Raw genomic sequence first — 15362 nt, forward strand, 5'->3', positions numbered from 1 at the left:
TTCCGGCTCCATCATTTCTTGAATCACTTTATCAGCGGACGACGCCAAACGGCTGGTTACGCCGCATCCTCGATCTCGGTTTCGACCTTGCGCGGCACGTAGTTCAGCACCGGTCCGAGCCAGCGCTCGACTTCGGAAACCTCCATACCCTTGCGGGCCGCATAGTCTTCCACCTGATCGCGCTCCACCTTGGCGACGCCGAAATAATAGGAGTCGGGATGGCCGATATAGAGGCCGGAGACCGAGGAGCCCGGCCACATCGCATAGCTCTCCGTCAGCTTCACGCCGGCCGCTTTTTCAGCGTCGAGCAGCTTGAAGAGCGTTGCCTTTTCGGTGTGGTCAGGCTGGGCGGGATAACCGGGCGCCGGGCGGATGCCGGCATAGGCTTCGGTGATGAGATCCTCCTTGCTGAGTGTCTCGTCCTTGGCATAGCCCCAATATTCGCGTCGTACCTGCTCATGCATGCGCTCGGCAAAAGCTTCGGCGAAGCGGTCGGCCAGCGCCTTGACGAGGATCGAAGAATAATCGTCGTTCGCCCGTTCGAAACGTTCGGCTATGGCGATCTCCTCGATACCCGCCGTCACCACGAAGCCGCCGACATAATCCTGAACACCGCTTGTGACAGGCGCGACGAAGTCGGAAAGCGCCACGTTCGGCCGCCCGTCCCGCTTCGAAAGCTGCTGCCGCAGCGTATAGAAGGTCTCAAGCTCCTGTTTCCGGCTCTCGTCCGTGAACAGCCGGATATCGTCGCCGACGGCGCCGGCCGGCCAGAAGCCGATGACGGCGCGCGGGCGGAACCACTTTTCGTCGATGATCTTCTTGAGCATGGCTTGCGCATCCGCCCAGAGCGCGCGGGCCGCCTCGCCCTGCTTCTCATCTTCCAGAATGGCGGGGTAACGGCCGCGCAGCTCCCAGGTCTGGAAGAACGGCGTCCAGTCGATGTATTTGGCAAGCTCGGCCAGATCGTAGTCCTCGAACACCCGCGTGCCGAAGAATTGCGGCTTCACCGGCTGGTAGGCAGACCAGTCGATCTTGTGGGCATTCTCGCGAGCCCGGGGCAACGGCAGGCGCACCTTCTCGGCCTCGCTGCGCGCATGAGCAGCCGCCACCTTGGCATATTCGGCTCTTATATCGTCGACATAGTTCTGCCGTGTCTCCGGCGACAGCAGCGCCGAAACAACGCCGACGGCGCGGCTCGCATCGGTGACGTAGACCGTCTGCCCCTTGTTGTAGCCCGGATGGATCTTCACGGCCGTATGCACGCGGCTGGTCGTCGCCCCGCCGATCAACAGCGGGATCTCGAAGCCCTGCCGCTCCATCTCGGCGGCAACATGCACCATCTCGTCGAGCGACGGCGTGATCAGGCCGGAAAGGCCGATGACGTCGACCTTCTCGGCAATCGCCGTTTCAAGGATCTTCGTCGCCGGCACCATGACGCCGAGGTCGACGATCTCGTAATTGTTGCAGGCAAGCACGACGCCGACGATGTTCTTGCCGATATCGTGGACGTCGCCCTTGACCGTCGCCATCAGGATCTTGCCGGCCGACCGGCGTTCATCGCCGCCGTTGAGGCGCTTTTCCTCTTCCATGTAGGGCAGCAACACGGCGACCGCCTGCTTCATTACGCGCGCCGACTTGACCACCTGCGGCAGAAACATCTTGCCCGAGCCGAACAGGTCGCCGACGACATTCATGCCGGCCATCAGCGGCCCTTCGATGACGTGCAGCGGCCGGGCGGCCTGCAGGCGCGCCTCCTCGGTATCGGCCTCGATATATTCGGTGATGCCGTTGACCAGCGCGTGTTCGAGACGCTTCTCGACGCTCCATTCGCGCCAGGAAAGATCCTGGACCCGGCCTTCCCTGGCACCGGCGCCACGGAAACGCTCGGCCACTTCGAGCAGCCGCTCGGTGCCGTCGGGGCGGCGGTTCAGCACCACGTCCTCGCAGGCCTCGCGCAGCTCGGGATCGATATTGTCGTAGACGGCAAGCTGGCCGGCATTGACGATGCCCATGTCCATCCCCGCCTGGATAGCGTGGTAGAGGAACACGGCATGCATCGCCTCGCGCACCGGCTCGTTGCCGCGGAACGAGAACGACAGGTTGGAGACGCCGCCCGAAATATGCACCAGCGGCATGCGCTCGCGGATCGTCCGCGTCGCCTCGATGAAATCGACGCCGTAGTTGTTGTGCTCCTCGATGCCGGTGGCGACCGCGAAGATGTTCGGATCGAAAATGATGTCCTCAGGCGGGTAGCCGATCTTTTCGGTCAGCAGCTTGTAAGCGCGCGTGCAGATATCCACCTTGCGCTCGTAGCTGTCCGCCTGCCCCGTCTCATCGAAGGCCATGACGACGACGGCGGCACCGTAATTGTGCAGCAGCCGCGCCTGGGCGAGGAAGTTCTCCTCGCCTTCCTTCAGCGAGATCGAGTTGACGATCGGCTTGCCCTGGACGCGCTTCAGGCCGGATTCGATGATCGAGAACTTCGACGAGTCGATCATGACAGGCACGCGGGCGATGTCAGGCTCGGCGGCGATCAGGTTGAGGAACTCGACCATCGCCTTTTCGGAATCGATCAGGCCTTCGTCCATGTTGATGTCGATCACCTGCGCCCCGTTCTCAACCTGGTCGCGGGCGACATCGAGCGCTGCGGTGAAATCGGCGTTGGTGATCAGCTTGCGGAAGCGGGCCGAGCCGGTGACGTTGGTGCGCTCTCCGACATTGACGAAGGGGATGTCCTTCGTCAGTTCGAAGGGTTCGAGACCCGACAGCGACATGAAGGGGCGGTGCTCGGGAATCGGCCGTGGCTTGTACTTGGCAACGGTCTCGGCGATCGCCTTGATATGCTCCGGCGTCGAGCCGCAGCAGCCACCGACGATGTTGACCAGGCCTTCGCGGGCGAAGCTGTCGATCTGCGCCGCCATCAGCTCCGGCGTTTCGTCATACTGGCCGAACTCGTTCGGCAGGCCGGCATTCGGATAGGCGCAGATGAAGGTGTCGGCAACGCCCGAAAGCTCCTGCAGGTGCGGGCGCATCGCATTGGCGCCGAGCGCGCAGTTGAGCCCGATCGTGAAGGGATTGGCATGGCGCACGGAATTCCAGAAGGCCGATGGCGTCTGGCCGGACAGCGTGCGGCCGGAAAGGTCGGTGATCGTGCCCGAGATCATCACGGGCAGGCGCACGCCCTTGGCCTCGAAGCGCTCCTCGCAGGCGAAGATCGCCGCCTTGGCATTCAGCGTGTCGAAGATCGTCTCGATGAGGATGATGTCGGCGCCGCCGTCGATCAGCCCGTCGATCTGCTCGCCATAAGCGGAACGCAGATCGTCGAAGGTGACGGCGCGGAAACCGGGATTGTTGACGTCGGGCGAGATCGAGGCGGTGCGGTTGGTCGGCCCGATGGCGCCGGCGACGAAGCGGCGGCGGCCGTCCTCGCGCTCGGCGCGCAGTGCCGCCCGGCGCACGATCTCCGCACCTTCCTTGTTGAGGTCGTAAACCGCACCTTCCATCTCGTAATCGGCCTGCGCGATGCGGGTCGAAGAGAAGGTGTTGGTCTCGAGAATGTCGGCGCCGGCCTTGGCGTATCTGTAATGTATCTCTTCGATCGCATCCGGCTGGGTCAGGATCAGAAGGTCGTTATTGCCCTTCTGGTGACAGGCGCAGCCGATGAAGCGCGTTCCGCGAAACTGGTCTTCGTCATAGCCGAGCCCCTGGATCTGCGTGCCCATGGCGCCGTCGAGAACAAGGATGCGTTCGCTCGCGGCTTGTTTCAAAGCTGCGAACACTTCACTGCCGTCACGCTTGCCCGTTTCCGGACCAAAGAGATTGTCAAACACGGGAGGGCTCCTTGACGTCATAAGACCAGACTTCCAAATCACATAAAGATATCTTTATGTCAATATATGCCTAGCGATTTCGTGCTTTGCAAGTCTACAGCGCCGCGCGTCTCTTAAGACGCGCAAAGGACGCTGTAGCAGTTTGAATCTGCGCATCGTGTTTTCCGAAATTCGATTTTCGGAAAGCACGATGCGCTAGCCAGATGACAGGCTTGCCCGACCTCTATATAGGCGTTTGCGACGCTTGTGCACGAAATCGGAGGAGCATCATGGCACCCGCAACCGGCAACGCCGCGCTTGGAAACTGGACGACCCGCGCCTATCATCGCGACTGGCTGCTGACCCAGGCGAACGGTCTTTTCGATTTCTTCCAGCACAATTCGGTCAACCCCAAGGGCGGTTTCTACGATCTCGACGACCAAGGCGGGCCGCTCGACGCCGAGGGCCAGGTCCGCGGCATCCATATCGCCGCGCGCGCCGTGCATTGCTTCTCGATCGGCGCCCTGCTCGGACGTCCCGGTGCTGCCGACGTCGTCGACCACGGCATGGACTATATCTGGAACCATCATCGCGACCGGAAAAATGGCGGCTATTTCTGGTCCCTCAACAATGATGGTCCCGTCGATTCCAACAAGCAGGGCTATGGCCATGCTTTCGTGTTGCTTGCCGCCTCAGCCGCAAAAACGATCGGCCATCCGCTTGCCGACGGCATGCTTGATGATATCACCGAGATCCTCAATACGAAGTTCTGGGAAGCGAAGCACGGCGCAATCGCCGAGGAATTCACCGCCGACTGGCAGCCGCTCGATGGCGGCGCCTATCGCGGCCAGAACTCCAACATGCACCTGACCGAAGCGCTGATGGCGGCCTTCGAAGCCACCGGCGACCGGGACTATCTGACCAAGGCCGAAAGCATCGCCGATCTCGTCATCCGTCGCGCCGCCGGTTCGGTTGACTGGCGCGTCGCCGAGCATTTCGACGCCGAATGGAATCTCGACAAGACGTACTATCATCCGAATGAAATGTTCCGCCCGGCCGGCACGACGCCCGGCCACTGGCTGGAATGGGCCCGCCTCGTCCTGCAGCTCTGGGCGCTCGGCGGCAAACGCATCGAATGGATGCCGGATGCGGCCAAGGCGCTCTTTGCGCAATCCATGGCGCTCGGCTGGGACAACGACAAGGGCGGCTTCTTCTATACACTCGACTGGGACGACAAGCCCGCCAAGCGCAACAAGCTCTGGTGGCCAGCCTGCGAGGGTGCGGCGGCCGCACATTTCCTCAACGAACACCTGCCGAGCGATTTCCATGAGGAGAGCTACCGCAGGATCTGGAACGTGATCGAACGCGCCTTCATCGATCACAAGAACGGCGGCTGGCACGAGGAACTGACGGAAAATCTCGTTCCCTCACACTCACTCTTCCCCGGTAAGGGTGACATCTATCACGCCCTGCAGGCCTGCCTCATCCCGCTCTTCCCGGCAACGGGCAGCCTGACCAAGGGCATCGCCGAGGCCGGCGGGAAGCTCTGAAGCAGAGCATGATGCCGAAAAGTGTGAGCGGTTTTCGGTATCACGCTCTAACTATTCAATTTACAGCGTCCTTTGCGCGTCCGAAAAGACGCGCGGCGCTATAAGGATCAGTAACCCGGCGCCGGCAGTTCGGCACTCGGGTTCCGCTGGAACCACTCGACATCCTCGTTGACACGGTCGAGATCGTCCTGCACGTCGCGCTGGTCGCGGCGGATGTCGTGCATGTCGTCTTCGAGATCCTCGGTCCGCCGGCGCAGTTCCGAGCGGTCACCGTCCTTGGCATCTCTGAGCTTGTCGGAAAGCTCGTCGATTTCAGTTTCCTTATTGCTATAATCGCTCTGCATCGAGCTGAGACGCGACTGCAGCTCGTGCTGCTTGCTGCCGAGGTTGAAGCCGCGCAGGAAGCCCGGCGCGGTCTCGGGCGGGCAGACATTGGCGTAGCCGCTGCCCGCCTGGCCGCGCGCAAGCCCGCTGAGCGGCGTGCAATAGCGCACGAGACCGGCCTGATATCCCTGAAACCAGATCGTCTGATCGGGCACGATCTTGACCCGCTCGCAGGATTTCGCATGGGCGGCGAAGCGCTGTTGCGGCTCGTAGCCCGTCGCGCCGTCGCTCTCGCCGATCACCCGCCAGTCGGCGGCGACGCATTCCTCCTTGGAAAGCGTGTTGCAGGAGGCAAGCAAAAGGCCGAAGCCGATGGTGGCGGCAAGCGCGAGGAACAAACGGATCATGGCGTCCCGGGATAAGATAGGAGTGCGATGCCGCAGCTTAGCCGCACGGCAAGCCCGCGTCACCGGCACGGCGACGCAAATTTGCAGTTTTCGTGGCTTTTTTCTGTCAAAATTACGGCGGGAGAAACCGCATCAGAGCGGCGGAGCAAGCCGTAGCGTATCCAGATCCTTCGCCAGCATCAGCGCCAGCGCCTCGACCGCGAGATTATGGTCGTCGCGCTGCGGCAGTCCTGAGACGGTGACGGCGCCGATGCAACCGGTGCCCTTGACGTTGATCGGGAAACTGCCGCCATGCGGCGCATAGTCGGCGCCGGAAAGCCCGTTATCCTCGACCGTCTTGCCGTCCTTCTGCAGCTTCAGGCCGGAGGCGTAGCTGCTGCGGAAATAACGCAGCACCATATTGCGCTTGCGACGCACCCAGTTGACGTTGTCGGGCGTCACACCTGGGAGTGCCGCATAGAAGACCGGCATCGAATGCAGGGTCACGTCGATCGCGATGCCGAGGCCGCGCTCGTTGGCGAGTTCCTGCAGGAGCTTGCCGAGCTGCCATGCCGTCGTCAGGTCGAAAGCGTCGAAGCTCAGGACTTTCTCCTGCTCCGCGATCCGGCTGAGATCGTCCTCGATTGTCATGGGTAAAGCGCTCCTCTGCCGCAATGATCCGTAGCCGACCATTCTCGCGGGAGCCGAAAAAGTAAAGCAAAAACTTGGGCCTATCCCAGGAGCAATTCCAGCAAGAGTGCGAAGCGGTTTTGCGTCCGGAATTGCGCGAAGACAAAGAGATAGAGCACTTTCGTGACTCGAAGAAAACCGAAATGCCCTATGTCAGAGCTTCGGCGTCAACATCTCGAAACGGTCGCGGATGGTGGCGCAGGTATCGCCGCCGAGCCTCGCAATGGCATCGACGGCGGCCGGATCGACATGCAGCCTTTCCGGATCGACGACCCCGTCGCGGTAATGCGCATAGACGATCTCGCCCATGACGATCTGCCGCGAGCGGCCAAGCTCCAACGTCACATGCCGCCGGCATTCGAAGGCAGCCGGCGCCTCCGCGATAAAGGGCGAGGCGACCTTCTCGCTCGGCATCGCCGTGAGGCCGGCTTCCTTCAACTCGTCGACGCCGCGCGGATATTTGGCGCCGCAGATATGCATGGCCTCAGCGATCGCGAAGGAGACGATATTGACCGTGAACACCTCGGTCATGCGGATATTGTGGCCGGTGTCCTTGAACGACATGTCGGCATTATTCTCGACCCCGATCGCAAGGATCGGCGGATCGGCCGACAGGCAGTTGAAGAAGCTGAAGGGCGCGGCGTTGATCCGGCCATTCTCGTCGACCGTCGTCACCAGCGCGATCGGCCGCGGAATGATCGTGCCGATCATCAGCTTGTAGCGTTGGCGCTCGGTAAGCTGCTCGAAATCGAAGGAAACGGACATCGGTCAGCCGACCTTCAGGATCGGCGAGAACGCGCTCATCGCCCCGGTGAAGGGTTTGGGCAGCGGCGTGGCATAGGAGCCACGCTTGCTGGTGCAAAGGCCGAGCGACACCAGCGCTTCGGCCTGCTTGACGGCGGCGGCGACGCCATCGACGACAGGCACGCCGTAGATCTCCTGCAGCTCGCGGGCCAGATCGGTCATGCCGGCACAGCCGAGTACGATCGCCTCGGCTCCGTCTTCTGAAAGCGCCCGCTCGATCTCGGCCCTGAGCTTGCCGATCGCGCCCGAGGCCGCATCTTCCAGCTCCAGCACCGGAATGTCGGAGGCGCGTACCTTGGCGCGGTCGCCCATGCCGTAGCGGCGCACCAGATTGTCGATCAGCACCCGCGACCGCTCCAGCGTCGTCACCACGGTGAAGCGCTGCGCCAGAAAGCCCGCCGTCACCACCGCGGATTCGCAAAGCCCGAGGATCGGCACATCGGCGAAGGTTCGTGCCGCTTCGAGCCCGGTATCATCGAAGCAGGCGATAACAGCCGCATCATAACCCGCCGGCTGCCGGTCCCTGAGTTCGGCGAGCAGACCGGGGATCGCCAGCGCACCGTCGTAATGTCCTTCGATGGAGACCGGTCCCATGCGCGAGGTGGCGGCGATGATCTCCGTGCCGGATGCGGCCACCGCACGCGCGGCGGTCGCGGCCTTCTCGGTCATGGAGGCCGTGGTGTTGGGATTGACGATGAGGATGCGCATGTCAGTTTATCTTTGCCTGCCGCCGGCTGAGCATCGTCATGATGCCGAGTGCGACGAGAATGATGGTGAAGGAGAACAGCGTCGTCACCGTGCCGAGCGCATAGAGCACCGGCGTCGTGACGTTGGTGGTCATGCCGTAGATTTCGAGCGGCAGCGTATTGTAGGTGCCTGATGTCATCAGCGTGCGGGCGAATTCGTCGTAGGAGAGCGTAAAGCCGAACAGGCCGACGCCGACGAGGCTCGGCGCGATCATCGGCAGCACGACATGGCGGAACGTCTGCCAGGAGCTCGCGCCAAGGTCACGCGCCGCCTCTTCATAGGCCGGCGAGAAGCGGTTGAAGACGGCAAACATGATCAGCACGCCGAATGGCAGCGTCCAGGTCAGATGCGCACCGAAGGCCGACGAATACCAGGCAGGCTTCAGCCCTCCCTCCTGGAAGACGACGCCGATGCCGAGCGAGATGATGATCGACGGCACGACGAGACTTGCAACCGTGGCGTAGAACAGCGCGGTCGAACCGCGGAAGCGGCGGCGGAAGGCAAGGCCAGCGAGCAGCGAGACGACGACGGTCACCACCATCACCATCAGACCGAGGGTGAAGGAGCGCCGGAAGGAAGCGCCGAAATCGCCGACCGCCTGCTTCTCGAACAGGTTGAAGAACCAGTGTGTGGAAACGCCGTTCATCGGGAAAGTCAGGCCGCCATCCGGCCCCTGGAAGGAGAGGATCAGGATCGCCGAAAGCGGGCCGTAGAGGAACAGCACGAAGATGATGAAGAAGATCGCCAGCAGATAGAATTCCAGGCCGCGTTTTTCGTGGTTCATCTCAAAGCTCCTTGCGGATGTCGACGACACGCAGGATGGCCGCGACCATCAGGAGCACGACGGCAAGCAACACCACGGCGTTGGCGGCAGCCGCCGGATATTGCAGCAGCGACATCTGGTTCTTCATCATCAGTGCCACCGAGGCGCTCTGGCCGCCGGACATCACCTGCACCGTCGAAAAATCAGCCATGACGAGCGTGACGACGAAGATTGTCCCGATCGCCATACCGGGTTTGGCGAGCGGGATGACGACATTCCACAGCACCTGCCAGCCGGAGGCACCCGCATCGCGCGCCGCCTCGAACAACGATCGGTCGATGCGCATCAGCGTGTTGAAGATCGGCGTCACCATGAACAGCGTATAGAGATGCACCATGGCGAGCACGACGGCGAAATCGGAATAGAGCAACCATTCGATCGGCTTGGGGATGATGCCCATATTGATCAGCGTCGAATTGACGAGGCCGTTGCGCCCGAGCACCGGGATCCATGAGATCATGCGGATGATGTTCGACGTCATGAACGGAACGGTGCAGACGAGGAAGAGGATCATCTGCGTCGAAGTCTTGCGAATGTGGAAGGCCAAGAAATAGGCGACCCAGAAGCCGATGACGAGCGTCAGCGACCAGACAATCGCAGTGAATTTCAAGGTGTTAAGATAGGTCTTCCACGTCACCCACGAACCGAGCGTGTCGGTGTAGTTCATTGTCAGGAAATCGGGATAGAGACCGGCAAAATCGTAGTCCCAGAAGCTGACGACACCGATCATGGCGATCGGCAGCAGGAAGAAGAAGCCGAGAATGACGAACAGCGGCGTCGCCTGGAGATAGGATATCGCCGATGGGGAAAGCTTCAGTCCGCGCCCGCCGCGCGCGCCCTGGCCGTCCTCCTCCGTTTCCGCCGCGATGGTCGCCATGATCCGGTTCTCCGTTGTCTCATTGTCAAGCGTGACGACCGAGGGCTCGTGCCCCGCCCCTCGTCCGCCTGCCGGCACCTTCTCCCCGCCGAGGAGAAGAGAATCGCGGCGCACCTAAGCCACCGCGCACCTCAGTTTCGTCTCGCGGCCAAACCGCGAACTCCCTCTTCTCCCCAGCGGGGGTCCAAAGGACGGGTCGAGACCCGTGGGTCGACCCCGGTCAGAAGCCCGAAGGGCAGGTGAGTGGGCGGAGCGAAGCCACGTCTTGAGCATCGCCAAAGACAGTGGCTCTCCACCCTCTCTGCGGAGATCAGGCAGCGATGAACTCGTTCCAGCGACGGACCATGTAGCGGTCCTCGTCCATGACGGAGTTCCAGCAGGCAACCGCGCCCATGCGGGCTTCGAAGGAACCGCCGTCGCGAACGGCGCCGGCCTTCTCCATGACCTTGCCCTCGGGAGACAGGATATCGCCCTGCGCCGGCTTGCCCTCGATCCAATAGCCCCATTCGTCGGCCGACATGAATTCCTTCGCGGTGTCCATGCAGGCGGAATAGTAACCCTGGCGGTTGAGGTAGCCGCCGACCCAGCCCGACGTGTACCAGTTGATGTATTCATAGGCGGCATCGAGCTGCGCGCCCTTGAGGTGCGAGGCAAGGCCGAGACCGCCGCCCCAGGCGCGATAGCCTTCCTTGAGCGGCTGGAAGGTGCAGGCGATGCCCTTCGAACGGACAGCGGCGACGGCCGGCGACCACATCGATTGGATGACGACTTCGCCCGAGGCCATCAGGTTGACGCTTTCGTCGAACGACTTCCAGAAGGCACGGAACTGACCGTCACCCTTGGTCTTGATCAGGAAGTCGATCGTCTTGTCGATTTCTTCCTTCGTCATGTTGCCCTTGTCGGCATATTTGATCTTGCCGGAGGCTTCCATGATCATCGCCGCATCCATGATGCCGATCGACGGGATGTTGAGGATCGCGGTCTTGCCCTTGAAGGCCGGATCGAGAATATCGGCCCAGCTGGTGATCGGACGGCCGGTGAGGTCGGGGCGAATACCAAGCGTATCGGCGTTGTAGATGGTCGGAACCATCGTCATCCACTGCGTCGGCTCCTTGGCGAACTTCTTGGAACCCTGCGCCTCGACGAAGCCGACCGTGTGCGGCGCCGTGCCCTGGGCGATGACGCTTTCCGGCTTCAGCTTGCCGTTGATGAACAGCGGCACGATCTTGTCGTAATATTTCAGCTTCTTGACGTCCATCGGCTGCATGACGCCGGTCGGGAACACCTTCTTGGCGATCCAGTATTCGATGTCGGCAATGTCATAGCTGTCGGGCTGGGTGACGGCGCGCTGGGCGGCGGCGTCGGAATCGGTTGCCGTCATCTCCAGCGTGATGCCAAGATCGGCCTTGCACTTCTCGGCGATGGCATTGATGTTCGAAACACCGGTGCCGAACTGGCGCAGCGTGATGTTCGTCTGCGCCCAGATTGTGGGAAAGCCGGTGATGGCGCCGGAGCCGGCGATGGCGCCGACGGCGGCAGCACCCGTCTTCAGCAGCGTGCGGCGGGAAAGCCCCTTTTCCGCCTTGGTCGATGTCGTTTCAGTCGTCATGTCAGTTCCCCTTTTCTTGGATGGAAGGTTCAGTGTTCTTGATGGTAATGGCTCATGCGGAAGAGCGGCCGAGAAGTACGGCATCTTCGAGCGCCCAGCTGAGCGAGACGGTGTCGCCAACGGCAACCGGCCGGGCGAAATAGTCGCCGTCGTCGGCAATGACGGTGAAATCGTCGCTGCCCGCGCCGATAACGGTGATCTTTACGGAAGAGCCGCGATATTCGATGTTGGAGACGATGCCGTCGAAGCCGAGCGTCCATTCGGTCGCCACTTGCAGGCGGACGCGGTCGGTGCGGATACCGATATCGACAGGCTCGCCGACTTCCCTGCCCGTCCCGCGCACGGAAAAGCTCTGACCTTCCGGCACGGTCATGACCAGCACGCCGTTCTCGCTCGACGTCACCCTGCCGGACAGCACATTGTGGTCGCCCATGAAGCGCGCGACGAAGGCAGTCGCCGGCCGCTCGAAGACCTCGCGCGGGGCGGCCGCCTGCTCGATCCGGCCGTCATTCATGATGACGATGACGTCGGCGAGCGCCATCGCCTCTTCCTGGCTATGAGTGACGTGCACGAAGGTGATGCCGAGCGACTTCTGCAGCTTCTTGAGCTCGGCGCGCATGCGGATCTTCAGGAACGGATCGAGCGCCGACAGCGGCTCGTCGAGCAGCAGCGCTTCCGGATCGGTGATCAGCGCGCGCGCCAGCGCCACGCGCTGCTGCTGGCCGCCGGAAAGCTGGGCCGGACGCCGGTTGGCATAGGCCTCCATCTGCATCAGTTTCAGCATCTCGAGCGCCTTGGCTTGCCGCTCTTGCCTGTCGACGCCCTTCATCTTCAGACTGAAGGCGACGTTGTCGATCAAATCGAGATGCGGGAAAAGCGCGTAGGACTGGAACATCATCGCCGTGCCGCGCCTGGCCGGCGGAAAATCGGTGACGACGATATTGCCGAGCCTGATGTCGCCCGACGAGATGCTCTCGTGGCCGGCAATCATGCGCAGAGTCGAGGTCTTGCCGCAGCCCGACGGGCCGAGGAAGCAGCAATAGGAGCCGGCCGGAATCTTCAGGCTGATCGCATGGACCGCCGTCGTCGCGCCATAGACCTTCGAAACGGATACTATATCGATCTCTGCCGCTTTCGACATCATGCCTTCCCCTGTTCGGAAAAGACAATGCATCTGCCGTGCCAAACTCCGTTTCTCGCGTCAAGCCATTGCGAAATCAGGCTTTTTTCAACGCAAAACTTGCGAGAGCAAATTATATGCACAACGAAATCTGCACATGATTTAGGCTATCGTGCACAGTTTGTGCAGAAAATCGTATACAATATTGCCGTCATTTCGGGCACAAATTCCGTTTAACTTTTGCCGCGAACACGGATATGGTTTCTCGTCATCAGGAAATCGATTTTCATGAAATCCGCCGCCAAGGCTCAGCAAGCCGAAGACTCCGCCGAAACAGGCGCGCAACAGATCCGCGATGCCATTCGCGAGGCGATTGTCGAGCGCAGGCTCTCGCCCGGCACCAAGCTTTCCGAGAGCGATGTCGGCAATCTCTTCAACGTCAGCCGCACGCTTGCGCGCGCCGCCCTGCAGGCGCTGTCCTATGAAGGCCTCGTCAGCGTCGAGAAGAACCGTGGCGCTTTCGTCGCCTATCCCTCGCCGGAAGAGGCTCGCCAGATCTTTTCCGCCCGCCGCCTGGTCGAACCCGGCATATTGCGCGAGGCCGCGGCGCGGATCACGCCTGATGACATCGCGCATCTGAGACAGCTTCTGCTGGAAGAAGGCCGTCTGATGAGCGAGCGCGGCCAGACGGCGCGCCGCGCCGAAATCAAGGCATCGGGCGATTTTCACCTGACGCTGGCGCTCATATCAGGAAACTCAATCATGCAGCGCTTCATGGAGGAACTCGTCGCCCGCTCCTCCCTGGTGATTGCGCTCTACGGGCAGTCGACCGCATCGAGCTGCGGCCACTCCGAACATGGTGACATCATCTCGGCGATCGAAGCCAACGAACTCGACCGTGCCTGCCAGCTGATGCTGCATCATATCGCCCATATCGAGGCCGATCTCGACCTGCGCGAACGCAAGAGTCTGGGCCTCAAGGAAGCCTTCGAACTCTGAACATGCAAAAGCTGCGGGCGCGGATGCTCCACCGCGCTCCGCTTCAAACGGAATCTCGAAACACTACCAAGGCGTCGTCTTCGGCAACATCTCGAAGGCCGCGAAGATATCCTCCGCGGTCATTGGCTCGCTCGAGCGCAGCTTCACGGTTCCGTCGCGTCCGATCAGGATCAACCCGAACTCGCCGGTCGGCGGCCCCTGCAGCCGCTCGCGAATATCGTCGGCATCGAGTTCCCAGTCATCGTCGAACAGCGCAAACGCGCCGCCGCCGGCGATGCTGAACACTTCGACGTCTTCTTCGATGAGGCGCATATGCGACTTGCGCAGCCATTCGTCCTGAATGAGCGCGCGGTCGTCTTGCGCATCGGCGAAGATGATCAGCACCCGCTTCCTGTCGCGAAACTGCTCGAGCGATTGCGGAAGGTCAGGCTCACGCCTGGATGTACCGATGATTTCATGAACGATGGATTTTAGCATGGTACTTATTCCTCGCCCGTCACGACTGCATAATTCCTTAGATCGGGATCGATTTAAGGATCAAATTATGCGGCAATTCAAAGTGCCACAGCGGCGCTGTAGCGGCGGGCCGTGCCTGCCGAATTAAACGGTTGGGAATGGGTGAGGTTCCGCCAGGAAGCGGAAAAGGATCGCAGCCATGGCCGCGATCCTCATCCTGTCAGTCGCGGCTCTGGTCTTCGGACGCGTGGGCCGAAACGGCAACGAGATCCACAGCACCGGTGGCGAGAAGGCGCTTGCGCACCAGTACGCGCATGACGCGCGCCGCCGTCGAGAAGGTCATCTGGTCGAGCGGGCCTTCGCCCTCCCACGGCTTGGTCAGCCGTTCAGTGACGGCGCCGACAATGTTCATCGGCACGATGTCGGTGCATTCGCGCATGGCTTCGAAAACGAAGCTGATTGGAATGACCCTTCCTTCGTGGGTCACGATCGGCTCGGTCAATTCGCTGTCCCATTCCTCAAAGGCATAGAGCGCTTCGCGAAACAGCTGCTGGAGGGTAAACGGCGCGTGGCCGTTATGAAGTGGCGGCAGTGCATTCATCATGTCTGTCTCCTCTTGTTGGATTGAAGCCAAGTCCTCCGGTATCGGTCGGCATCAACGCGGGGAACGAATATTTGCCCCTGCGGACCGAATAACACGATTGATTCTATAGAGTAACGCGCCGGGGTAAAGCCCATTTATCAACCGCTGCGGAAACGAATTCCATAACACCCTGATATTTCTGCATGTTTTAGGCGAAATTTTCTGAGCGTCCCGCATTCTTAAAAATCTATGCCAGCCGCTTCAGATCGCTCCGGAATGGCACGCCGAGGCGAAAAAACCCTGAAAATTCACGGAACTTTTGTCTCTGTAATTTGTTTTGTTCTCACATTCGCAAAACAGTCTGGGGTTATCACCAATGACGCAAATCCATGAACCGGAGCGCCGAAGCAGAATCCTGCGCGGCCGCCCCTATAGCCTTGACGAATTCGCCGCCAAATATGGCCTGCATGGCGATCAGGCCGAAAGTCTTTTTACCCGTTTCGGACCCTCCTCGATCGAACTCGACCTGCTGATGGCAGCCAAACGCCGGCCACCGGTTCTGCAGGACAAAATTGCCGAATAACA

The 15362-nt window shown here is 61.2% G+C and carries 14 protein-coding genes; 3 read left to right on the top strand and 11 right to left on the bottom strand.

Translation table 11 applies throughout. The features are described from left to right. Positions 1-56: 56 nt before the first annotated feature. Positions 57-3830: a methionine synthase gene (gene metH / locus ACD590_RS14465; protein ID WP_130717255.1), complete on the bottom strand. Its 3774-nt coding sequence runs from the start codon at positions 3828-3830 to the stop codon at positions 57-59. Between the two features lie 269 nt (positions 3831-4099). Between metH and ACD590_RS14470 the strand changes: the two genes are divergently transcribed. After that, positions 4100-5359, top strand: coding sequence for an AGE family epimerase/isomerase (locus ACD590_RS14470; protein WP_439002824.1), 1260 nt, complete (start codon positions 4100-4102; stop codon positions 5357-5359). Positions 5360-5466: 107 nt separating this feature from the next. Here the strand turns inward: ACD590_RS14470 and ACD590_RS14475 are convergent, their stop codons facing one another. The 8 genes from ACD590_RS14475 to ACD590_RS14510 form a co-directional block, all read right to left on the bottom strand. Next, positions 5467-6090 carry a DUF2799 domain-containing protein gene (locus ACD590_RS14475; RefSeq protein ID WP_065276123.1) on the bottom strand — a complete coding sequence of 208 codons (624 nt, stop codon included), beginning with the start codon at positions 6088-6090 and terminating at the stop codon, positions 5467-5469. Between the two features lie 132 nt (positions 6091-6222). Then, a complete protein-coding gene (locus ACD590_RS14480) occupies positions 6223-6720 on the bottom strand; it encodes a heme-degrading domain-containing protein (protein ID WP_065276124.1) in 498 nt (165 codons plus the stop codon). A 192-nt stretch (positions 6721-6912) separates the two neighbouring features. Beyond that, on the bottom strand, positions 6913-7524 hold the full coding sequence (locus tag ACD590_RS14485; protein ID WP_439002825.1) for a flavin reductase family protein: 612 nt from the start codon (positions 7522-7524) through the stop codon (positions 6913-6915). A 3-nt stretch (positions 7525-7527) separates the two neighbouring features. Continuing rightward, positions 7528-8271, bottom strand: a complete 744-nt coding sequence (locus tag ACD590_RS14490; protein WP_018242919.1) for an aspartate/glutamate racemase family protein — start codon at positions 8269-8271, stop codon at positions 7528-7530. Position 8272: 1 nt separating this feature from the next. After that, positions 8273-9094, bottom strand: coding sequence for an ABC transporter permease (locus ACD590_RS14495; protein ID WP_018242920.1), 822 nt, complete (start codon positions 9092-9094; stop codon positions 8273-8275). Between the two features lies 1 nt (position 9095). Then, the gene (locus ACD590_RS14500) at positions 9096-10010 is read right to left on the bottom strand and encodes an ABC transporter permease (RefSeq protein ID WP_018446596.1); all 915 of its coding nucleotides are present in this window, start codon (positions 10008-10010) and stop codon (positions 9096-9098) included. A 310-nt stretch (positions 10011-10320) separates the two neighbouring features. Further along, positions 10321-11619, bottom strand: a complete 1299-nt coding sequence (locus ACD590_RS14505; protein ID WP_018074083.1) for an ABC transporter substrate-binding protein — start codon at positions 11617-11619, stop codon at positions 10321-10323. Positions 11620-11671: 52 nt separating this feature from the next. After that, entirely contained in the window at positions 11672-12760 is a 1089-nt protein-coding gene (locus tag ACD590_RS14510; protein WP_018446597.1) for an ABC transporter ATP-binding protein, read from the bottom strand. A gap of 267 nt (positions 12761-13027) precedes the next feature. On the opposite strand from ACD590_RS14510, the gene ACD590_RS14515 reads away from it, so the two are divergent. Further along, positions 13028-13738: a GntR family transcriptional regulator gene (locus ACD590_RS14515; RefSeq protein WP_018242923.1), complete on the top strand. Its 711-nt coding sequence runs from the start codon at positions 13028-13030 to the stop codon at positions 13736-13738. A gap of 63 nt (positions 13739-13801) precedes the next feature. Here the strand turns inward: ACD590_RS14515 and ACD590_RS14520 are convergent, their stop codons facing one another. Together ACD590_RS14520 and ACD590_RS14525 are read right to left on the bottom strand one after the other, a co-directional pair. After that, positions 13802-14215 carry a DUF4174 domain-containing protein gene (locus tag ACD590_RS14520; protein ID WP_282680534.1) on the bottom strand — a complete coding sequence of 138 codons (414 nt, stop codon included), beginning with the start codon at positions 14213-14215 and terminating at the stop codon, positions 13802-13804. A gap of 199 nt (positions 14216-14414) precedes the next feature. Next, positions 14415-14798 (bottom strand): hypothetical protein, encoded by a 384-nt coding sequence (locus ACD590_RS14525; protein ID WP_018446599.1) that lies wholly within the window; start codon positions 14796-14798, stop codon positions 14415-14417. Between the two features lie 355 nt (positions 14799-15153). Between ACD590_RS14525 and ACD590_RS14530 the strand changes: the two genes are divergently transcribed. Next, positions 15154-15360 carry a hypothetical protein gene (locus ACD590_RS14530; RefSeq protein WP_439002826.1) on the top strand — a complete coding sequence of 69 codons (207 nt, stop codon included), beginning with the start codon at positions 15154-15156 and terminating at the stop codon, positions 15358-15360. The last annotated feature ends 2 nt before the right edge of the window (positions 15361-15362 follow it).

This window comes from Rhizobium sp. 862_C5_N1_2, assembly GCF_051811205.1.
In the GTDB taxonomy this organism is placed as follows: domain Bacteria; phylum Pseudomonadota; class Alphaproteobacteria; order Rhizobiales; family Rhizobiaceae; genus Rhizobium; species Rhizobium leguminosarum.